General features: G+C 42.1%; 24 protein-coding genes and 4 tRNA genes. 16 read left to right on the top strand and 12 right to left on the bottom strand.

Going from position 1 to position 20,738, the window contains the following annotated elements; genetic code table 11:
• The first annotated feature begins 1 nt into the window (after position 1).
• Entirely contained in the window at positions 2–1,114 is a 1,113-nt protein-coding gene (locus tag EAG18_RS20565) for a hypothetical protein (protein WP_125254230.1), read from the top strand.
• 109 nt (positions 1,115–1,223) lie between these two features.
• Complete coding sequence (locus tag EAG18_RS20560) at positions 1,224–1,481, top strand: antitoxin Xre-like helix-turn-helix domain-containing protein (RefSeq protein ID WP_125254229.1); 258 nt, start codon at positions 1,224–1,226, stop codon at positions 1,479–1,481.
• Here EAG18_RS20560 and EAG18_RS20555 read toward each other — a convergent pair.
• Positions 1,457–2,641, bottom strand: a complete 1,185-nt coding sequence (locus tag EAG18_RS20555; protein WP_125254228.1) for a dipeptidase — start codon at positions 2,639–2,641, stop codon at positions 1,457–1,459. The genes EAG18_RS20560 and EAG18_RS20555 overlap by 25 nt on opposite strands.
• Positions 2,642–2,818: 177 nt before the next feature.
• On the opposite strand from EAG18_RS20555, the gene EAG18_RS20550 reads away from it, so the two are divergent.
• The 3 genes from EAG18_RS20550 to EAG18_RS20540 all read left to right on the top strand — a co-directional run bounded on the left by EAG18_RS20550 (position 2,819) and on the right by EAG18_RS20540 (position 5,356).
• Positions 2,819–3,460, top strand: a complete 642-nt coding sequence (locus EAG18_RS20550; protein ID WP_125254227.1) for a hypothetical protein — start codon at positions 2,819–2,821, stop codon at positions 3,458–3,460.
• Between the two features lie 113 nt (positions 3,461–3,573).
• Entirely contained in the window at positions 3,574–4,650 is a 1,077-nt protein-coding gene (locus EAG18_RS20545; protein ID WP_185745639.1) for a histidine kinase, read from the top strand.
• Entirely contained in the window at positions 4,628–5,356 is a 729-nt protein-coding gene (locus tag EAG18_RS20540) for a LytTR family DNA-binding domain-containing protein (RefSeq protein ID WP_125254225.1), read from the top strand. The genes EAG18_RS20545 and EAG18_RS20540 overlap by 23 nt, the downstream gene beginning before the upstream one ends.
• 3 nt (positions 5,357–5,359) lie before the next feature.
• Here EAG18_RS20540 and EAG18_RS20535 read toward each other — a convergent pair whose 3' ends face one another.
• The 5 genes from EAG18_RS20535 to EAG18_RS20520 all read right to left on the bottom strand — a co-directional run bounded on the left by EAG18_RS20535 (position 5,360) and on the right by EAG18_RS20520 (position 9,548).
• The gene (locus EAG18_RS20535) at positions 5,360–5,617 is read right to left on the bottom strand and encodes a YheU family protein (RefSeq protein WP_125254224.1); all 258 of its coding nucleotides are present in this window, start codon (positions 5,615–5,617) and stop codon (positions 5,360–5,362) included.
• Positions 5,618–5,621: 4 nt separating this feature from the next.
• Complete coding sequence (locus EAG18_RS20530) at positions 5,622–6,605, bottom strand: hydrolase (protein WP_185745640.1); 984 nt, start codon at positions 6,603–6,605, stop codon at positions 5,622–5,624.
• A gap of 266 nt (positions 6,606–6,871) precedes the next feature.
• Entirely contained in the window at positions 6,872–7,018 is a 147-nt protein-coding gene (locus EAG18_RS22265) for a hypothetical protein (protein ID WP_010374526.1), read from the bottom strand.
• Positions 7,019–7,176: 158 nt separating this feature from the next.
• On the bottom strand, positions 7,177–7,626 hold the full coding sequence (locus tag EAG18_RS20525; RefSeq protein WP_125254222.1) for a TIGR02444 family protein: 450 nt from the start codon (positions 7,624–7,626) through the stop codon (positions 7,177–7,179).
• Complete coding sequence (locus EAG18_RS20520) at positions 7,620–9,548, bottom strand: ATP-binding cassette domain-containing protein (RefSeq protein ID WP_125254221.1); 1,929 nt, start codon at positions 9,546–9,548, stop codon at positions 7,620–7,622. The genes EAG18_RS20525 and EAG18_RS20520 overlap by 7 nt, the downstream gene beginning before the upstream one ends.
• Before the next feature lie 337 nt (positions 9,549–9,885).
• Between EAG18_RS20520 and EAG18_RS20515 the strand changes: the two genes are divergently transcribed.
• The gene (locus tag EAG18_RS20515) at positions 9,886–10,086 is read left to right on the top strand and encodes a YheV family putative zinc ribbon protein (protein ID WP_125254220.1); all 201 of its coding nucleotides are present in this window, start codon (positions 9,886–9,888) and stop codon (positions 10,084–10,086) included.
• Positions 10,087–10,113: 27 nt separating this feature from the next.
• Here EAG18_RS20515 and EAG18_RS20510 read toward each other — a convergent pair whose 3' ends face one another.
• Both EAG18_RS20510 and EAG18_RS20505 read right to left on the bottom strand, forming a co-directional pair.
• Entirely contained in the window at positions 10,114–10,326 is a 213-nt protein-coding gene (locus EAG18_RS20510) for a SlyX family protein (protein ID WP_125254219.1), read from the bottom strand.
• Positions 10,323–11,336 carry a hypothetical protein gene (locus EAG18_RS20505; RefSeq protein WP_125254218.1) on the bottom strand — a complete coding sequence of 338 codons (1,014 nt, stop codon included), beginning with the start codon at positions 11,334–11,336 and terminating at the stop codon, positions 10,323–10,325. The genes EAG18_RS20510 and EAG18_RS20505 overlap by 4 nt, the downstream gene beginning before the upstream one ends.
• 266 nt (positions 11,337–11,602) lie before the next feature.
• Between EAG18_RS20505 and fkpA the strand changes: the two genes are divergently transcribed.
• Positions 11,603–12,358 carry an FKBP-type peptidyl-prolyl cis-trans isomerase gene (gene fkpA, locus EAG18_RS20500; RefSeq protein WP_125254217.1) on the top strand — a complete coding sequence of 252 codons (756 nt, stop codon included), beginning with the start codon at positions 11,603–11,605 and terminating at the stop codon, positions 12,356–12,358.
• Positions 12,359–12,457: 99 nt separating this feature from the next.
• Here the strand turns inward: fkpA and rsd are convergent, their stop codons facing one another.
• Positions 12,458–12,928: a sigma D regulator gene (gene rsd / locus EAG18_RS20495; RefSeq protein ID WP_125254216.1), complete on the bottom strand. Its 471-nt coding sequence runs from the start codon at positions 12,926–12,928 to the stop codon at positions 12,458–12,460.
• Positions 12,929–13,392: 464 nt separating this feature from the next.
• On the opposite strand from rsd, the gene hemE reads away from it, so the two are divergent.
• Entirely contained in the window at positions 13,393–14,457 is a 1,065-nt protein-coding gene (gene hemE / locus EAG18_RS20490; RefSeq protein ID WP_125254215.1) for a uroporphyrinogen decarboxylase, read from the top strand.
• Between the two features lie 155 nt (positions 14,458–14,612).
• Here hemE and EAG18_RS22260 read toward each other — a convergent pair whose 3' ends face one another.
• From EAG18_RS22260 to EAG18_RS20485, 3 genes are all read right to left on the bottom strand, one after another.
• On the bottom strand, positions 14,613–14,783 hold the full coding sequence (locus EAG18_RS22260; RefSeq protein ID WP_161972729.1) for a hypothetical protein: 171 nt from the start codon (positions 14,781–14,783) through the stop codon (positions 14,613–14,615).
• A gap of 50 nt (positions 14,784–14,833) precedes the next feature.
• The gene (locus EAG18_RS22255) at positions 14,834–15,010 is read right to left on the bottom strand and encodes a hypothetical protein (protein ID WP_185745638.1); all 177 of its coding nucleotides are present in this window, start codon (positions 15,008–15,010) and stop codon (positions 14,834–14,836) included.
• Positions 15,011–15,196: 186 nt separating this feature from the next.
• Complete coding sequence (locus EAG18_RS20485) at positions 15,197–17,044, bottom strand: M1 family metallopeptidase (protein ID WP_125254214.1); 1,848 nt, start codon at positions 17,042–17,044, stop codon at positions 15,197–15,199.
• Positions 17,045–17,224: 180 nt separating this feature from the next.
• Between EAG18_RS20485 and murB the strand changes: the two genes are divergently transcribed.
• From murB to EAG18_RS20445, 8 genes are all read left to right on the top strand, one after another.
• Positions 17,225–18,244 carry a UDP-N-acetylmuramate dehydrogenase gene (murB, locus tag EAG18_RS20480; RefSeq protein WP_125254213.1) on the top strand — a complete coding sequence of 340 codons (1,020 nt, stop codon included), beginning with the start codon at positions 17,225–17,227 and terminating at the stop codon, positions 18,242–18,244.
• Positions 18,231–19,223, top strand: a complete 993-nt coding sequence (gene birA / locus EAG18_RS20475) for a bifunctional biotin--[acetyl-CoA-carboxylase] ligase/biotin operon repressor BirA (protein ID WP_125254212.1) — start codon at positions 18,231–18,233, stop codon at positions 19,221–19,223. Before murB ends, birA begins: the two co-directional genes overlap by 14 nt.
• Positions 19,220–19,912: a type III pantothenate kinase gene (locus EAG18_RS20470; RefSeq protein WP_125254211.1), complete on the top strand. Its 693-nt coding sequence runs from the start codon at positions 19,220–19,222 to the stop codon at positions 19,910–19,912. The genes birA and EAG18_RS20470 overlap by 4 nt, the downstream gene beginning before the upstream one ends.
• Positions 19,913–20,036: 124 nt before the next feature.
• Positions 20,037–20,112: transfer RNA gene (locus EAG18_RS20465), tRNA-Thr, on the top strand.
• A 47-nt stretch (positions 20,113–20,159) separates the two neighbouring features.
• Positions 20,160–20,244: transfer RNA gene (locus tag EAG18_RS20460), tRNA-Tyr, on the top strand.
• Between the two features lie 44 nt (positions 20,245–20,288).
• A tRNA-Gly gene (locus tag EAG18_RS20455) sits at positions 20,289–20,363 on the top strand.
• Positions 20,364–20,376: 13 nt separating this feature from the next.
• Positions 20,377–20,452, top strand: a tRNA-Thr gene (locus tag EAG18_RS20450).
• Positions 20,453–20,589: 137 nt separating this feature from the next.
• A partial coding sequence (locus EAG18_RS20445; protein ID WP_275557358.1) for a GTP-binding protein occupies positions 20,590–20,738 on the top strand: 149 nt, incomplete at its 3' end.

The raw sequence follows: 20,738 nt of genomic DNA, 5'->3' as shown, positions 1-20,738 counted from the left end.
TATGTTGTTTAAATTGGAACCTAATAGCCCAAAGTTTGAGGTTTTCGTCAAATTAAATGAGGAACTGCTGCACTTTTTGGAGCATGCTATTGCTGGTGGGAACTTCAAACGCTCACTTCTTACATCAGGCGATGTTGGGCAAGCATGTTGGAACAATTTCAAAGCACCCAGAGCAAAAAACGATTTAACACGGGACAAGTTCAAGAAACTTTTTGTTGAGCTTAAAAAGGAAACACAAAACAATCGTCAAAGGTTGTTTGATACAGTTGAAAGTCACCAAGACCTTAGCGCATTTTTTACTGCGCCCAATAGAACCTTACTCAGCTTTTTATCAACCAATACTTTCAATGCGTTAAAGGCTCTCATGACCCATTTGTATTGTTCAACTAAAGATCTAACAGGGGTAATAGCTGGATCTAACGGTCAGTGCATTAATACTCACTTTAATAATTTTAGGCAGGAAAATGGTCTTGTATGTCGCGCCTGCGGTATGGAACAACTAGCACCTTTCAGAGCAAATGTTGAAAATGAAAATCAGTGGAGGGCAGACTATGACCATCAACTTTGCAAATCAAAATACCCCATTTATGCAGTACATCCGGACAACTTGATCCCACTTTGTCGTGTTTGCAACCAAGACGCAAAGAAAGCAAAAGACCTATTTGAATGTAGTAATGGCTTGAGTCGTTTTGCATTAAATCCTTCTACAGAAGAGGCTCATAACATTCTATATATTGAGATTGAAGAGCTATTAGATCCTGAACCTAAAGCTGTACTCAAGTGGAATACTCGTGATGCAGTCACGCTAGATAAATTGAATACATGGGAAGATGTATATGAAATCCGCAATAGAGTTGAAGGTAAGTACATTTCGATAGTTAATCTTATCCAAGATGAGATTAACCCTTCAAATGTACAAGAGCTTGATGTTGGTGTACAAAGTAAAGCAAGGCCAGTAAATGCAAATACACTAAAGCGGAAGGAGTGGGCGTTCTGGGAACAAAAAGTATTTTCTGCTATCAATGCTGTTGATAAATCGGCATTTTGGGCGCAGCTTGAATTTAGCAATGAACAAGGGGAGGAAGGTGGCGAATATATAATTCAAGGTGATTAGCTTTTATATCAAGTTATCTTTTGTACAAACGCCCAGTATTTATTTAAATTTTTGACAATTAAAGACGCAGTTCTAACATGAACCCTTCGTGAGAATTTAAGAAGGGGAAATGATGCCTGTCCATACAAGAACAAAGCTTAATGAGCTAGATAACCTCCATGGTGTTGTTATTAGTCGCTGCTATAACATCATGAAACTTTGGAGATTCACTCAATTAGAAATAGCAACGGTATTGGATATTTCTACATCAAGTTTACGTCGCTATTTGGCTAATCCTGATAAGGTTCGTTTGAGCCGCGATAGACATGATAGAGCGTTTTATATTCTTTATAAATGCTGTGGTTATCTCGTAAACTTGCTTGCGTAAGCTTCAGCTTGTTTCCATACGCGCAAGGTGTTACCGCCTAAAATCTTTTTGATATCAGAATCGCTGTAACCTCTATCCAAAAGGCCTTGTACAAGATTTGGGTAGGTAGATACATCTTTCAGACCAACGGGTAGTGAGTCTCCCACTCCATCGTAATCAGAACCGATCCCGACGTGGTCGATACCAATTAACTTCACAACATGGTCGATGTGGTCGAGTACTTGGTCAAGGGTTGCAAACGGAAATGGATTTTTAGCTCTAAACGCAGCTCTAAAGTCAGTCGTGTCTTTACCTTTAGCTGCTTCTTGTGCTTTTTCTCGTTTATCATACCAAGCGCCAGCTTTTGCTGTTACAAAGCTTGAGCCAAAGTTTATTTGGATAACGCCACCATTTTTGGCCAAGGCTTTAAGCATGTCGTCATCCATGTTGCGTTCAAAGCCTGGCGTGTATTTACGAAGAGATGAGTGTGAAGCRACGACGGGCACTTTTGAAATTTCCATTACCTGATAAAACGCGTCATCGGAAATATGTGATACGTCAATAAGCATCCCAATCTTATTCATTGCAACAACAAGCTCTTTGCCAAATGGGCTCAAGCCTTTCCACTTGCGGCGAATATCATAAGAAGAATCAGAAATATGATTGCTCTGAGAGTGAGCTAGTGTGATGTAGCGAACACCGCGGTCATAAAAATGCTTTAGGTTTTTCATCTCACCTTCAATCGGTGAGCCATTTTCCATTCCCATCGCGATAGACATAATACCGTTGTTAAACTGTTGGTATATATCATTGGTATTATATGCCATTGCAAATTTGTCTGGCGCGCGATGTGCTAATGCTTCCATACCATCAATCAGTTGGTTGGCGAGCTGATAACTTTTTCCCTTACCTTCAAATTCTAAATTAGCAGGAATATAAATAGACATAAATGGCGCGTTAAGACCACCTTTTACCGCACGAGGATAATCAAAGTCACCGCCTTCGGTCGCTTGGCTAACGTCATCCCACTTATTTTTAATACGATATGGAACGTCGATGTGTGTATCAATTAGGATGTTATCGTGAGCGAGCTTAACTGCGCGTTCAGAGGCTTGATATTCAGTTGCATAAGCTGAAGAGACAGCCAGCGCTAACGCGCCAAGTGCAATGCCGAGCTTCATAGTATTGCCTTTCCTTTATAGTTATAGAAATCTGATTGTAACAAGTATACGTTCATCCTCAATATTTTACGTTTATCACTTTCTTTTACCGCTCGTCATTATCTACAACTCGAGTGCAGCGGATCTCGTTATTATTTTTTCCAGACAAAACAAGTAATGAAAATAAAGGAAAGAAAAATGAGAGCGTCACTACAAAAGAAAACACAAGCTATGTTATCACTTGCTTTATTGTTAGCTGGAGCGACTGTGCAAGCCAGCACGTTTGAGGAAAATATCAATGTTGAAGCGTCAAATGTGATGGCGGGCGGCTTTGGTATCGATGCAATCTATATAGATGTAGACAATGCAGTGGCTGACTTTGGTGTGGGACTTAATTACCGTAAGGCCATTGATATTACGCCAACAAAGTCCAGCTATGTAGATACTGCGACTGCGTATTTTCGGGTAGATTACCGCATTGCTTCAAAAGAGCAGAACACGGTTGAGCAGAAAGAAATGGAATTTGGCTTGAATTTAACCTTTTCTGACTCGTTGCAAATATTTGCTGAAGTTGGTGTGCTATATGACAGCTTAGAGCTTTCTGGCCACGCTTCAACTACACAATATGATACATCGGCCTTGGGCATGCGTCTTAATTATTTAGGTGACTTTACAATTGTACCAGCTATCGAATACAGAAATAGCGATCTAACAAGTGACTTTGGATACTCTATTACGTTTGAGAAAAAGGTCTCTGAAGGCGGGATCAAGCCAAGTTATGGTTATAAGCAAATTGGTGATGAGAAGAGTGTATTTGTTAACTTACTTTATCGTTTTTAATTCCATAAAAGGTTAACAAGTTGGCCTCTTTGAGACAAGTTTTGCGGTACTATTTATTAATTTTCAGTATGATGGCCTCCAACCAGATAAAAGATAAAAAGAGGAGGCCACCGATGCGTACATATTGGAAGTGTCAGATTTTTGTGTTCTTAGCAATGATCTCAACCAACATGTTTACTGCAATATTAATGTTTGATCTCGGTGATGAAAGATTATTTCTACTATTCCTTCGCACGATATTAGGTGCACTTAGTTTTATATTAATTAGTCACTTTGTACTTCGTAATTTTGCGAAACGCTGGGCAGTATATCGAGGTAAAGCGAGAGCGAACCTCCTTACATTGATGCTGATATCACTCATATGTGCTCCTTTGCATTTTGCGCTCGGCGTCAAACTTGTGAAGCAGGTTGTTACAATAGAAAGTACGGAAGAAGTGTCTAGTCTAAGAATTGATGACAACGATGAGGCGCTCGGAGGGGAAAAAGTAAAAACCAGTGACTTGGCGACACTAATATTTTACATCGGCTACTTTTGGCTTTGGTCAGGTTGCTATTTGGGGATTGTTACAAGGCGGGAAAAGAGAGTGTTAGCAAAGCAACTTCAAGAACAACAGTTAGCCAATTTGATGAATCAGGTAAACCCTCACTTCCTTTTCAATTCCTTGAATACGATCCGAGCGTTGATTTATCAAGATAAAGACAAGGCCGCAGAAGTGGTAACTCAGCTCTCAGAGCTATTTCGCTACAACTTAATGCAGGATATGCGCGCACTGGTCACCTTAAAAGAAGAGTGGAAAGTATGTGAGGATTTTCTTGGTATAGAACAAGTGCGACTAGGTAAGCGCTTATCGGTTACAACTCAGGGACTAGAGAGCTTTTACAATATTCATATCCCCAGTATGTCGCTGTTTACTTTGTTAGAAAATGCGGTGAAACACGGTATTGCACATCTGCCAAAAGGGGGAGAAATTGCAATTCAGGTGGTTAGAAAAGCGCAAAATATTCACATCTCAGTGACTAACCCGTATGATGCCACTCGTGTTCAAACCGGCACCCAGCAGGGGCTAAAGAACATTCAAGCGCGTTTAGCCTTGATGTATAACAAGAGTGCAAAGTTAACAGTCAATGATGGAGGTAGGCTTTTCCAGGCCACATTGGAGATCCCGTATGAATCAAAAAACAACAATTAATGTGATGCTGGTTGACGATGAGCCGTTAGCAAGGGTGGAATTGAATCGCTTGCTAAAAGCTCACCCGCAAGTGAAAGTCGTTGCTGAAGCCGAAAACATTATGGACGCGGCACAATTACTAGAGCTACATACGATAGATGCCTTATTTTTAGATATTGAAATGCCTGGCGGCACAGGCATTGAGTTGGCGCAGCAACTGCAAGGCGAAATACCTATTGTGTTTTGTACTGCGTATAACGAGTTTGCTGTCGACGCTTTTTCTCTCAATGCAGTTGATTACTTATTGAAACCAGTGGTGGCTAATCGACTGCAAACCGCACTCGACAAGCTTCAGGCTTTGACCGACCAAAGCGAGTCTGCTGCTCTTGAGGATGAGTTTAAACTGATGGTAAAGATCGCAGATAAAATGAAGATTATTCAGCTTGGTGATATTACACGTTTTGAGAGTATTGGTAATCACGCTGCTATTTACACCGCTCAGGGTAAAGCTTACCTTCACAGCTCGTTATCTAAAATTGAAAGTAGGCTCAATCCTAACCAGTATTTCCGCGCAAGTCGTAGTGATATTATTCGCTTGGACGCCATTGAAGAGTTAGAAGAAACGATTAACTATGGTTTACAAGCACAGCTTACCTATGGTGGTGAAGTTGAAATCTCTCGTCGCCAAGCGGTTAAGCTTAAAAAGCAGATGAGTTTGGCGCTATAGCGCCTACTCTATGCTTTGATACTCGTAATCTTCCTGGGCCTGCATGGCTTGAAACTGCTGCTTACTCACAATATTTACTGATTCGTGTAGCTCAGAGAAAACGATAAGTGCATCGCCCGATTGCAGCTGTGCTTTTACTTGTGCAACTTTGCTTTCGGTACTGACCTCAATATCCCCATAATCAGTACCTTCACGTAGTACATAGTGTTCAATGAGATTATCTAAGGTTTCAGCTGGAATTTGCTGATATGGAATGAGCATACTACTAAGCCTTACAATTAAATTGACGTAAATATTGTGGGATCACACTTTCTAACCAAAATTGGGGTTTGAGGGGGTTCTTTCCTGAGATAAACCCTACGTGTCCACCTTGCTGACTCACAGCGAGTGTCACAGCAGAATTAACCTGTGCGAGTGTCGGAACCGCTTGAGCAGAAAGCATGGGATCATCTTCTGCGTGGATTATTAGAGTTGGCGTTGTGATGTCACTTAAATAAGGTTGTGCACTCGCTTGGGCATAATAATCTTCAGCGCCCGCAAAGCCATGCAATGGGGCGGTTATTTTATCGTCAAACTGCCAAAGGTCATTAATGTTACTTAGCGCCTCTTGGTCAATATTTATTTGAGATTGAATGACATCGAGTTTGCGGGAGAAGGATTTTTTCATTCGATCTAGTAAATATTTTTGATAGAGCTTAAAGCAGCTCTTTCGGATCACTTGGCAAGAAGAAGATAGATGATAAGGAGCTGAAACTGCGACTCCGGCTTCTAGGCCGCTGTGTGTTTTGCTTTCACCTAAGTATTTTGCCAGCACGTTACCACCAAGTGAAAAGCCTACAGCAAAGAGTGGGCGTTTGGGAAAGCGTGCTTTTAATGTACTGATAAAGTAACCAAGATCTGAAGTTTCACCACTATGATAGGCTCTAGGTTGACGGTTTGCTTCCCGTGAACAATTACGAAAGTGCATTAAAACGGCATCGAAACCCGTGCTTACGAGTGATTTCAGTAGTCCCTTGGCATAAAAGCTATTTATATTTCCCTCGAGACCATGTAAAACCACCACCAGTGGCGCGTTTCTATCTCCATGCTTGGCCCATGCTAGTTCTAGAAAGTCATCATCAGGCGTTTCTAGCGTTTCATAGTTTACTGGTACATGTAATCTAGGCCTAAAAAAGCGTGGCAAGATGGTTTGGGCATGGCGATTGCGCATCCACCAAGCAGGCTTGAAAGTTAAGTCACTCGTTGTCATGGTTTTCATGGCTTGATTCTTTATAGAAAGTACGTTGGCTTTTGACTATAAGTGGTAAATTAAGGGTTTTATCCACGTTTCAAAACAAGTTTTCAGCAGTTTAACGTATATTTCTACAGGGGTTAAGCAAATAAAAAGCACCCGACCAGTAAACTGATAAGGTGCTTTGTGCGTCGTGCTTAATTCTTATAGTTGGGGAACTACACAGAGCCGATTTTGTACTACTTATTCTGCAATCGTCTCTAGGTAATACTTTTAAATCTGTTTTATTGTTCGTTAGGTACTTCAGCATCCATGACTTTTTTGATGAAGAAATAGACGTAATAACAGCACAGCAAAATTACAATTCCTAAAAAGCCAAAAGACAGAAACAACACCGGGTCGGAAAAAAAGTCTCTAAAGAATACGTTCATGGCTGTGCCTCCTAATTTGTCGATGAGTAAATAGTAGTGGAGGTATGAGGGGCTTGATATGATCAAGATCAAGTTTCAATCCCAAGCAAAACTAAACTAAGTGAAAGGCTTGATCTCGATCAGTTTTTGCGCGCTGAATAGGTTACGAGCGCACAGCTTCAATCATTGACTGGGGCAAATAATGCTGTGTACTCATTGTCACTGAGGTAATGTCTAAGATTACTGCCTTGTTGTAAGGGATAAAGGTGGCTGTGTTGCAGCACCTCAAGCAACAAAGCTTGCTGACGCTTCTCCAGTTCCAGCTCCGCAGTCAACATGGCAGCTCTGAGTTGCTGATAGCCTTCATAGTGATGATGTTGTGCTTTAAGGAGGCTGCGAATGCGGCGTTGTGGTTGGAGTATGATTTCGTCAAAGTGCTTGCACGTCTCAATGAGTGTTGAGACAGTTTCAGGCTCAACTGTCAGTGCCAATTTATCTAGATAACAAAGCAGCAAGCACAAGTTGATATTTTTGCTTCCATTATCCTGTAAAGCCAATAGCCGCGCCTGCATTTCAGGACGGCTATAAAATTCACAGGAAAATAGCCAAAAGTCTTGCCGACTTAACATATTTCTCCTGTTGCATCGAAGTGATTTTGCTTTTCTTCCAACTCCTCCAGCGCCATTAGTAGCGCTTCTTCGGTGTCATTGAGTTCTGGTGTCACGGTAGCTTGTTTTGCTAATAGTTCGCTTAATTTAGCCTTATTTTCATCGGTATATAAATTGTTGTCAGCGAGTGCTGTTTCAATTTCATCAGCCTGTTCGGTGAGCTTATCTAGCTGCTTTTCTAGCTTTTCAATCGACTTTTTAAGAGGTTGAGTGGCTTTTCTAAACTCTGCCTCAAGGCGTTTTTGCTCTTTTCTATTCGCATTGGAATGCTGTTTTGGTTCAGCCTCTGTGGTGGCTGACTTGGTTTGCTCTTTATTGGCATTCATCAGCCATTGATAATAAGCCTCTAAGTCATAACCAAACTGTGAAACGCTACCATTATCAACGAGATAATATTCGTCAGCAGTGTTTTTTAGCATATGACGATCGTGAGAAACCGTGACCATTGCCCCTTCAAACCCCTGTAATGCCATCACTAACGCATGTCGCATTTCTAAATCTAAGTGGTTGGTTGGCTCATCGAGTAGCAGTAGGTTTGGTTTTTGGTAGACCAGCATTGCCAGTACCAGCCTAGCTTTTTCACCACCTGAAAATGGCGCAACAGGCTCAAGTGCTTTATCACCGTGAAAGGCAAAACCACCCAAGAAGTCCCGAATGATTTGTTCTGGTGCTTTTGGGTCTAGCCGTTGGATATGAGTGACAGCACTGGCTTCAAGGTCTAGAGACTCCAGTTGATGCTGAGCAAAATAGCCGACATTTAGTCCTTGGTGCTGAAATACTTCACCTGCTTGTGGGGTTAAGTCGCCAGCAAGTAACTTAATGAGTGTCGATTTACCAGCGCCGTTACGGCCAAGTAAGGCGATTCGACTTCCTGGGACTAGATTAAGCTTTATGTCATGCAAAATGGTAATATCACCGTAACCTGCTTTAGCCTTCTCCAATGTCATTAGTGGGTTCGGTAAGCTAGTCGGCTCTGCAAATTCAAAATTAAAGGGTGAGTCGGCATGAGCTGGTGCAAGCATTTCCATGCGTTCTAGGGCTTTTACACGACTTTGTGCTTGTTTCGCTTTACTGGCTTTGGCTTTAAAGCGAGTAATAAACTTTTCTAGGTGCGCGATAGTTTCTTGCTGCTTCTCAAAAAGCGCTTGATGTTGTGCCATACGTTCGGCTTTTTGGCGCTCAAACTGAGAGTAGTGGCCCTTGTATACGTTGATTTTTTGCTGATCAATATGCCAAATCTCACCAACAACRGCGTCTAAGAACTCGCGGTCATGAGAAATGAGTACCAGCGTACCTTGATAGCCACGCAAAAAGCGCTCGAGCCAGTATACCGCATCTAAATCTAGGTGGTTGGTAGGTTCATCCAAAAGTAATAAATCGGCATCGCGGATCAAGGCTTGTGCAAGATTTAAACGCATCCGCCACCCACCAGAGAAGTCGCTGACGGCAAACTCTATCTGTGCATTGCTAAAGCCAAGGCCGTGAAGTAATTCTCCCGCTTTAGCTTCGATACTATAGCCTTTGATATTTTCTAGTTGTTGGTGAGCCTTTGCTTGGCCTTCACCATCGCCATCCTGTTCAGCTTGTTGTAGTTGTGTTCTAAGAGCATAGTATTCAGGATGCCCTTGCAATACATATTCAAGTGCGCTGATAGACAGTGCCGGAGTTTCTTGTTTTACCGATGCAATAGACCAGTCTTTTGGAATGCTAAAATCACCAGAATCGAGTTGCAACTCGCCTTTTAGTAGTGCAAAAAGAGAAGATTTACCACACCCATTGGCGCCTACTAGGCCAGCTTTATGTTGGGGGTAAAGTGTCGCATTTGCCTGTTTGAGTAGTGTTTTACTACCACGAAGTAGCTCGATATCAGTGAGTTGAATCATAATTCTAAAAGTCTGTTTAAACTGTGTGCATGATAACACGGATCGGTTCGTTGACTTCAAGCGTATCAACACAAATAAAATTAGGATAAAATAACGGCTAATTGATACCAATTGGTCTTGATACTTGCTCAGTTTGAAAGCGTAGATGAAACGCTAACGGCGCTAAGATTTATTATTTGGAACATCTAAATAAGAAATTTTTGTCAAGCTTGTATGGAGTAGGCAATTGGGCGTTAGCTGGATGCGGCAACGATGTTATCGACAAGGTTTTCTCGCTTCAAGATTGAAAGCTTAATTAAGTGAATTGGTATAACTCGGTATTCTTAGAGGTGTAGAGTTGAAAGTGAAAAAGCGCTTTATTGCGGGGGCATCATGTCCTGAATGCCAAAAGCTAGATGTCATGATGCTTTACAAAGAGCATGATGTGGAAAAGGTGGAGTGTGTTGAGTGTGGTCATATCATGACACAACCAAAGGATGCGGTGCAGGCCYCCACACGCCAATTTGAGCAAGTCATTGGCGTGTTTACACCGGAGTAATCATTACTCCGGTCAGCATTGCTTTCATTAGTAATGCGGTGGCGGTGGCTCTTGGTGTTGCGGCATCAATCCAGGGTCTCTTCCTTCTTTCATTTTTTCAGCCAGCAATTCTATTTGCCTTTGCATTTTTGCAAGGCGTTGTTGGTGCGCCTTCAATTCTTCGTTTAATGTTTCTATAGTATCTTCTTGAAAGGCAAGCTTAGCCTCAAGCTCGGTAATTCGATTGTCGATTTCATTCATGGCTTTTCTACCTGCGCAAATTTTTCCAGCAGGCCGCTGGAGCTTTCAGTTAACAGTGCAGAGTCATTTTCTTGAAAGGCAACGTCAAACACGACCGCTGACTTCGGACGACTTCCTTCTCGTGGCTGCACGCGCCAAGTTTGTATGCGTTCACCATCGCTTACTCGCCATAAAGCCAGCTCGCGATTGGGGGAACCAGTTGCTAATAAAGACGCGTCTTGATTGAAGCGTACTGCACTGAAAATTTTCTGGCGAGCAATATACTGTAATTGTGCTTTAAGATCACCAGAAGTTAGTTGCCAAATACTGGCTTTTTTCATGCTGTCAGCTGTAAACGCAAAGCGCCCTTGTTCGTCTAGCGCAACTTTCGTGACTCGACTCGGATGATTAAAGCGATGAATGACTTGCCCTGTTCTGGTATCCCAAAAATAAGCTGCATAATCATTTCCTCCAGTTAACGCAAAGTGTCCGTTTGGAGACATGGCAATAGAGTTAATATTTTCTTGATGACCAAGGAACTCTATACGCCTACCGCTTTCTAAGTCGAGGTGGACAACAACGTTATCGCTACGAGCGTAGAGCACGTATCTGCCTGCATTGCTAATTGCGATGTCTCTGATGGTGCCTGATTCAATCTCGAAATATCCTAGGTTTTGGCCGTTCTCAAGGCTCCAAACAGCAAAGGTATTATCATTGGCTGTAACGGCAGTGGAGTTATCATTTGCCAGTGCAAGTGAGTGGATAAGGTCATCACTGGCATTAGAGTGACGCCATTGATATTTAAGGCCTTGCTCTTGATTATCCCAAAGTACGGCCCCATGCTCTATGGAGGAAACTAGGCTATAGTTGCCATCGGCAGAAAGTGCCGCTGAAAATGCGCCTCTGCTGGCGTGTTCAATGGTCAAAATAGACTTTGATATATCGGGGCCACAGCCCACTAATGCGCTAACGCCTAGCATAATTAAGCTAGCAAGGAGACTTTTCCACTTGATGTTGACGAGTTTGACCATAAATGGGGTAAATCCTCCTTAACTCCAAAGTCTACAACAGGTAAACTAAAGGCATTAAAAACAAGATATTATTTTGATACTAGCGTATTAAAAGCGTAATGTCGTTACGTAATAATGGCAAGCAAATGGATATTGGCATTCTTATTATAGAATGGTAATGTGGCTAGCACCTTTTCTTATTAATATAAAATTAACAATGACACCGAATATCAAGCTCTGTTGTGTGAGCATCAGCCTTGGTAGTAGGAAATGTCGGAGAGTGTAGAATGAAACAGACAATTAAACTGTCACTCGTTGCTGCTTCAGTATTAGCACTGGTAGCATGTAACAAACAAGCAGAAGAACAAAAACCAGTTGAAGTAAAGCTGGACACTGAATTACAACAGCAAGCGTACGGAATAGGTGCTTCTGTAGGTAACTTTTTACAAAAAGATCTAGCAGATAAAAAAGAGTTAGGCGTTGAGCTTGACCAAGAGTTATTAATGCGTGGTTTTAAAGACGCATTAGCTGGTGAAGCAAAGTTAGACGAAGCAAAGATCCGTGAAGTACTTACTGCACTTGATTCTTCAGTTCGTGAAAAGCAAGCTGCAAAAGCTGAAGCTGACGCTGAAAAGAATAAAGCAGAAGGTGAAAAGTACCTAGCTGAAAACGCGAAGAAAGAAGGCGTAAGCGTTACTGAGTCTGGTCTTCAGTATGAAGTGTTAAGTGAAGGTGAAGGTGCAAAGCCAGTTGCAACAGACATGGTTAAAGTACATTATAAAGGTACTTTGCTAGATGGTTCTGAATTTGATAGCTCGTATGCACGTAATGAACCTGCAAGCTTCCGTTTAAATCAAGTTATTGCTGGTTGGACTGAAGGTCTTCAGCTAATGACTGTAGGTTCAAAGTATAAATTTACTATTCCTTCAGAGCTTGCCTATGGCACGCGTGACCTTGGTAAGATCCCTGCTAATTCAACATTGGTATTTGAAGTTGAATTGTTAGATATCGAAGGCGAAGCTGAAGAGAAAGCAGCGGAGTAATAGAGGTACGTATTAATCTCTAAAGATCAATACGTACAATCAAAAAAGGTGAGTACTCTATGGCTCACCTTTTTCGTTGTTAGGACACCCGCACTTTAATTATTCAGTATGATTAGAATAAAGATTATCAATTAGCTCGTCTTCCAATTGGAAGCGTAGCTCTAATGTCTCACCTAATACAGACAAGTCATTATCAAACTCTGCAAGATCATGAGTTTCTTGATTTATCTCTGCGTATTTATCGTTGAAATCAAGCGCTGTGTCAGTTGTTTCTGTGATCCTTGGATACAGCGACTGTGCAAGCTTGGCACTTTCAGGCCCTTTCTCCTGACAAGCTTCGACGATGTTGTCATAAATCTCAAAGTGACCAGCTGAGAGGTAATCCATTAAAATTTGGCAGAATGATTGAATATCAACCTGCTCTGGCAGTGCTTTACCATTTCGTGTTGGTGAGCATCCTGCGACTTTATAATATAAAACCAATAGTTCCTGACGCTCTGCTAACCATGCATCAATTACACTATGGCTACCTCCCCATTTTTGTTGGGCTTGTTCTAACTGCGAAAGCATAGTGACTCTCCTTTAGCGGGTTACCTACCTCTATGGAAAGGGAAAGCGCACAAAAGGTCAACCAATTTTTTCTGAAAAAGCCGAAAAAGATCAAAAGATTATTGGTGTAATAATAGGGAATGTTAACAAATTCATGGAGATAAAAATAAAAAACCACCAAAGGAGTTCTTTGGTGGTTCAAAATAGCAGTTTAGCTTGTTGCGTAATATTGTTATTTTTATAGTGAAGGTGTTTTGTTGTTATTTTTGTAACGCCATATTTTTATACCAATCTTTTAATCGTGTTGCAATCAGTTTAATTGTATGTTTCTAGATTAATTTGTTAAGCACATGAATTTGTTCCTAATAAAGTATGCCTTAATCTAGATCATAGACCCAGATTCTTGGGGATAGTTTAGATAGTGCCCATGTGTACTTAGTGATACAATCGGCATAATTGATTTTTAGTATTGGAACTGAGACGCTATGAGCGAATTAAAAAACGATCGTTATTTACGAGCGCTATTAAAACAACCAGTTGACGTCACACCAGTATGGATGATGCGTCAAGCTGGTCGTTATCTGCCAGAGTATCGTGCGACAAGAGCACAAGCTGGTGATTTCATGAGCCTTTGTAAGAATGCAGAGTTAGCTTGTGAAGTAACGCTCCAGCCACTTCGTCGTTATCCACTGGATGCGGCAATTTTGTTCAGCGATATTTTGACAATTCCAGATGCAATGGGACTAGGGCTTTACTTTGAAACTGGCGAAGGTCCTAAATTTGAGCGTCCAATCCAATCACTAGATGATGTTAAAAAGCTACCTAAATTAGACCCAACAGACGAGCTTGGCTATGTAATGAATGCGGTGAGCACAATTCGTCGTGAGCTTAAAGGTGAGGTACCACTTATTGGTTTCTCAGGGTCTCCTTGGACGCTAGCGACGTATATGATCGAAGGTGGTAGCAGTAAAACCTTTGGTAAGATTAAGAAAATGGCCTTTGCTGAGCCACAAACATTACACTTACTACTGGATAAAGTCGCTGACTCAGTTATTGACTACCTTAATGCCCAAGTGAAAGCTGGTGCGCAATCGCTAATGATTTTCGACTCTTGGGGTGGGGTGCTAAGCCCACGTGATTACAAAGAGTTCTCACTACAATATATGCACAAGATTGTAGACGGTCTTATTCGTGAAAATGACGGTCGGAAAGTACCTGTGACATTATTTACGAAGAACGGCGGTCAATGGATTGAAGCTATTGCAGCGACAGGCTGTGACGCGGTTGGTCTTGATTGGACAATTGATATTGCTGATGCGAAGCGTCGTGTCGGTGACAAAGTCGCGTTACAAGGCAATATGGATCCGTCAATGCTACATGGAACACACGACCGTATTCGTGAAGAGGTGCAGCATATTCTAGCGGGCTTTGGTGAAGGTAACGGTCACGTATTTAACCTAGGCCATGGCATTACACCTGATGTTGACCCAGAAAACGCGGGCGTGTTTATTAATGCTGTACACGAGTTTAGTCGTCAGTACCACAAATAAGTTAGACCAATCACAGTCAGTGTAGGCGAGCTAACTTTAGGTTTATAAAACTTTCCTTGTCTCTAAATCCAAAGGCAAGGAAAGTTTTTCTCACTTCAGCATAGACCAGTTAATAAAGATAATTGGTATAAAACATCAGTGATTGGTTTTCTCAGTTATTTACTCACAGTAGGTTGAGCGCCATCGGAACCACCACCTTGTGGTTTAATCGTCATCTGGACATACTGAGCTCTAGGTTGAGCACCATCACCGCCATTGCCACCACCAGAAACTTGCTTGAGCATTGTTGGCTTAAGGTTGAGGATGTTTCTCTTCTTTAATTTCATATTGTTTTCCTTTTTTATATAAATATATGAACAGACAAAATATGATGTGATTAGCGACTCGGTTGATCGCCATCACCAGTAGATGCGAAAGGCTTGAGGTATGAGTCAGGGTTGTTTACTTTCACTTTGGATGGTTGATCACCATCACCCGTGGTACCGCCATAAACCTGTTTTAACTGCGATGTGAGGATGTTTTTTAACTTTTTCTTTTTTAATTGCATTGTCATTTTCTTAACCTTGTACCTTTATCGGTTCCGGTACGTTAACTCAATTAAATTTCGATAGCAATAAACTTTGTATTAAAAATAAACAATCTCAGGGGAAGGGAATAGTGTTTTAAATATGATTAAGTTACTGGCTTAAAAGACAGGCAGCCAAGAAAATGGAGGCTGCCGGTGTTGGAAGTATAGGGGTTACTTAAATAAAGCGTCGATAGTGCCCTGAGCGAGTGGGTGGTACCCAGGTCGTGCTTGTTGATAAACACGATAAGCCCAGTCACGTTTGCCATTGTTAATGAGTGATTTGTATAAATTCACAATAAGCTTACGGCGCCCAATACTTACTAGATGCTTTTCAAGATCTGGGTAAATAGCCTGATAGCCGTTACCTACTGCTAGCATGTACCACGCAAACGCGCGTTCTGCGTTGGTCGATTGTGTGAGCTGAAATGCTTTGTCCAATGCTTCCATGCGTTCGATGGCGAGATCTCTTGGTAAGTTATTAATAAAGTGCAGCCATTCATGTACCGTCCAAGCATCGGTTGGTAGGTCTGCAAGTGTTTTTTCATCTTTTAGCCAAGCTTGAGTGAGCGCATCCACTTTTTCGAAAGCATCAGAAGTAGGATTTGGGGCGTCGCTTGGTAAACCTGGCTCATAGATCCATTCTTTGGCTTTTTCTAAACTCACGATACCAGGATATTGCTGTAGCAAGTTTTTGTCTAAGTAAGCAACAAACTCATCGGTAGTCAGAGATTTAAAAGAGAAGGTGTTAAAGTAGGTTTTAACAAACTTGTCGAACCTGTCACGACCAAACTTTTCCTCAAGATAGATAAGGAATAGTTGCCCTTTTGTGTAAGGTACTGAGCTAAACGCATCGTCAGGGTCGCGACCATTAAGCTCCAAATTCATGCGTGTATCAGGAGCCGCGATGGTTTTTAGTTGAGCGCGTAGGCTCGCCGCATCCAGCGCCTGCTCCATCACCGCACGGTCACGACCAAACACTTCTTCCATAATGCGGTTTTCAACGTAAGAGGTGAACCCTTCGTTTAGCCATAAGTCCTCCCATGTCGCATTGGTGACTAAGTTGCCAGACCAAGAATGTGCTAACTCGTGTGCGATTAGGTTTACTAAGCTTTTGTCGCCGGCCACAACGGTTGGTGTGATAAATGATAGGCGCGGATTTTCCATACCACCAAATGGGAAGCTAGGTGGCAACATGAGCAGGTCATATCTACCCCAAGCGTATTCACCGTACATGGCATTGGTTTTGTCGATCATCGCTTGCGTATCGTTAAATTCTGCGACCGAGGCATCAAGAATTTGTGGCTCTGCAAAAATTGCAGTTTGGTGTGACATTTCTTTATATTCAAGATTACCTGCACCAATAGCGATCAAATAGGGTGGTATTGCTTGCGGCATATCAAACCAATAATCGCCATCTTTGATAAATGCGCCAGTATTATCCGCACTCATTACCGCGCGTACATCTTTAGGTGTTTGCACTCGAGCTGAATAAGTGACGCGCATTGCTGGCGTATCTTGCACGGGGATCCAACTACGAGCATGAATAGCTTGAGACTGGCTATACATAAATGGGTGAGACTTACTTGCGGTTTGCTGCGGTGTTAACCACTGTAGGCCTGATGCAACAGGCAAACTGTTGTAGTAAATACGTGCTTTCTTAGCTTGCTCTTTAAAGTGAATAGTTAACTTTGCACCTTTCACATCATCGCGCTTGGCGAGATCAAACTTTGCGATATGCCAGTTGCCACTTTTGCCTTGATACATCACTTTGTCGATTTCGAGATCGCGTGTATCGAGTACTAACGTTGTAGCCTGACTGTTTTGCCAGTCTAGTGTATGTTCAACAAACCCCTCTAGTTGCTTATCATCAAAATCAACATCGAGGTCTAAATGCAGGTGAGTGGTGATGACGTCATTAAGATTGGCATAAGTGTGCTCGTCAACTGCTGCATTTACATTAGCAGTGTAAACAAGGCCAGCCATGGCAAGACTGAGTGTCAGTGCAGAAAGTTTAGTCATAATGCTGCTCTTATAAAAATAATATTCCCAATTAGAATGGCTAACATAACTAATTTCTTACTATTTAAACAGCATAAGCCGATAGGTAACGTAAAATGCTGGGCAAGATGACATTAATGCGCAAGTCAGGGCAATGCGCTACACTAGCGTCAGTTTAGTTTATATCAACAAGGTGCTGCAGTGATTAGTTTGCAGTCTTATCACACATTTTCACTACCATCAGGTTGTGAGTCACTTATTGTTATTGAAGACCCAAAGGAGCTCGTTCAGCTCAACTATGACCAAGCTTTCTTTTTACTTGGCGAAGGCAGTAATACGATTTTTCTTGAAGATTATGCTGGTGTGGTGATTAAGCTTGCGACCTCAGGTGTCAATATTGAGGCTCGGGATGACCACTACTTAATTCGTGCGGCTGCTGGTGAGAATTGGCACCAATTGGTATTAACGCTACTCGAACAAGGTATTGGCGGCCTAGAAAATCTTGCTTTGATCCCCGGCACGGTTGGTGCTGCACCGGTACAAAATATCGGCGCCTATGGTGTCGAAGTATCACAATATATCACTGCGGTTACGGGCTTTGACATCACTCAAGGACACTTTACGACACTGAGCAATACGGAGTGTCAATTTGGCTATCGAGATTCGGTGTTTAAGCATCGTTTAAAAGACAAGTTTATTATTACCGAAGTCACGTTTGCATTGCCCATATGTTGGCAGCCAAAGTTAAGTTATGGTCCTTTGCAAAACCTCAGTGGTGCTGCAACTGCAAAAGATGTGTGTGATGCAGTAATTGCAATACGAAACAGTAAGCTTCCCGATCCTTGTAAGCTTGCTAATGCTGGGAGCTTTTTTAAAAACCCGATTGTTGATAAGGCGTTTGCTGTGCAATTGCAATCTATGTTTCCAGACATGCCTGTATTTAAAGTAGATGAAAATAGTGTAAAGCTCGCAGCTGGCTGGTTGATTGACAAGGCCGGCCTCAAAGGATGCCAGTGTGGCACTATCCGTGTATACGAGCAGCAAGCGCTAGTATTGGTACATGAAGGTGGCAGTAGTGGGGCGGATCTGAAGCAGCTAGTTAGTCATATTCAAAAAACCGTGTGGCAAAAGTTTGCGGTAAAGCTGGAGCATGAAGTGCGACTTATCGCAAAGCAGGGGGAGTGTCAGTTGCAAAGTGTGGAGTGTAATGAAAACATCTGATCATAAAAAGCAAACAATTTTAGCGGCACTAAATCAAGGCACATTTATCTCTGGACAGGAGCTAGGTGAGCAGCTTGGGATCAGTCGTGCAGCTATCGCCAAACATATTGCAGCACTGCAAGACATGGGAGTGGACATCTTTCGGGTTAATGGTCGGGGGTATAAACTCAATTACAGTTTGCCACTGATCAATCAAAATAAGTTAAATAGCCTTTGGCAGCAACAGTTTCATACGGATTGCCCCATTGAGTATCATGCGATTGTTGATTCTACCAATAGCGAATTAATGCGACGTCTACAAAGTGACCTTAATATGGCTTCTGGTCACGTGTTGGTAGCTGAAATGCAGCAAGCCGGAAGAGGGCGCAGAGGTCGAACATGGCAATCACCATTTGGTGCAAACCTTTATTATAGCTACTACTGGATGTTTGATGCTGGTATGCAAGCGGCAATGGGATTATCTATTGCTGTTGGCTTAGCTGTTTATGACGCATTGAAGGTATTGTATGGGATTAATGTCGAACTAAAATGGCCAAATGACATTTATCTAAACCAACACAAACTAGCGGGTATCTTGGTAGAACTTGAAGGGCAAGTTGAAGGTCCTTGTCATTTGGTAATAGGAATAGGACTGAATATCTGTATGCCAGAATCAGCATCTAAGCATATTGATCAAGCGTGGACAGATCTGCAAACACACATAGGCTTAATTGATAAAAATCAGCTTGTGGTGCAGCTAACTCATTCTTTATCTGAGCGCCTCGTGCAGTATAAAGAGTCAGGACTTAAGGAAATGGTTTCCCAGTGGAACAGATTAAATGCTTTCAAAGGAGAGCTTGTAACGCTCAGTACAGGTCAAAGACAGTGGTGCGGTATTTGCGAAGGCATTGACACACAGGGCGGAATACTGTTGAGACAAGATGGTGAATTAAAAGCTTTTTATGGTGGCGAAGTTTCGCTAAGAAAGGTGACATCGTGAAACTGCTAATTGATGTGGGAAACACCGCTGTAAAATATGCGGTTGCTGATGAAGACAACATTCGCGTAGTAAAAGAAAATGATATTGAATGGCATAAAATAACATCTATTATTTGTTCACAGGTAGGTAAAGGAACAAATTTACAAGCAATTAATAGCCGAGCTGCTGAGTTTGCAATTCCGCTAGAGCAGGCTTATGTATCTTCAGCACGGGCTGGTGTTACCTGTGCATACCCTGCATTTCAGAACTTGGGAATTGATCGCTGGCTGACTGTGCTTGCTGCTCATGCGCTTTATCCAACACAAGATGTAATTGTAATTGACTCAGGTACTGCGACCACTGTAGATGTCGTTACCGCACAGGGACAGCATCTAGGTGGTTGGATTGTACCTGGTCTCGATTTGATGACTACAAGTATCACCGCCCGAGCAGAACGCGTTTTTTGTGATGATAACACGCCTTTTTTAGCTGAATTTGCGAAAAATACACCAGAGGCAGTTAAAAATGGAGCATTAGCGGCAACGATTGGCTTAGTTCAGAGCGCAAAGCTGCAATTAGATAACAAGTCTGCGTTGGTTTTATGCACCGGGGGTTATGGAAAATTGATAAAGCAGCATGTTGATCTTGCTGTTTTTGATGACCTGTTAGTATTCAAAGGGCTCTTGGTTTGGTGGAAAAACCCACAATAATTCTAAAAATGTCATGGTTTTGGCTTAAATGTGAGCACTTAAACAATAAATTTCAACTTTTTTGCATATTCCTGTTGCATCAAGTCAGCGGTTGCTCTAATATCTCGCCCCGTACTAAAGCAGTGCCGACTTAGCTCAGTTGGTAGAGCAACTGACTTGTAATCAGTAGGTCATCCGTTCGACTCGGATAGTCGGCACCATCTTTTTACCCTATTTTATAGGATGCTTTAGGAAAGAATTTTTACGTGGAGGGGTTCCCGAGCGGCCAAAGGGATCAGACTGTAAATCTGACGGCTCTGCCTTCGCTGGTTCGAATCCAGCTCCCTCCACCACTTTATTCTTGACGGTTAGAGGTAGTTAAGAACAGGTTCCTAAAGCGGGCATCGTATAATGGCTATTACCTCAGCCTTCCAAGCTGATGATGCGGGTTCGATTCCCGCTGCCCGCTCCAGTTCGTCTGGCGTGCTGATATAGCTCAGTTGGTAGAGCGCACCCTTGGTAAGGGTGAGGTCGGCAGTTCAAATCTGCCTATCAGCACCAGTCTCCGAAGAATCTTCTCAAATACTTCCTTTGAATTGTCGAAAAAATATTTATAATAGACTGAATAATTCTAGTCCACATTCGTCGTGGATTATTTTTATATGTAATCTAGATACACAAAACTTATAGGTTTCGTCATGGCAAAAGAAAAGTTTGAACGCGTAAAACCGCACGTAAACGTAGGTACAATCGGCCACGTTGACCACGGTAAAACAACTCTAACTGCAGCAATCACTAACGTACTTGCAAAAGTATACGGTGGTGAAGCAAAAGACTTCGCATCAAT

It is taken from the genome of Pseudoalteromonas sp. J010 (assembly GCF_003934235.1).
Taxonomy (GTDB): domain Bacteria; phylum Pseudomonadota; class Gammaproteobacteria; order Enterobacterales; family Alteromonadaceae; genus Pseudoalteromonas; species Pseudoalteromonas peptidolytica.
This window is presented reverse-complemented; position numbering and strand designations above follow the sequence as displayed.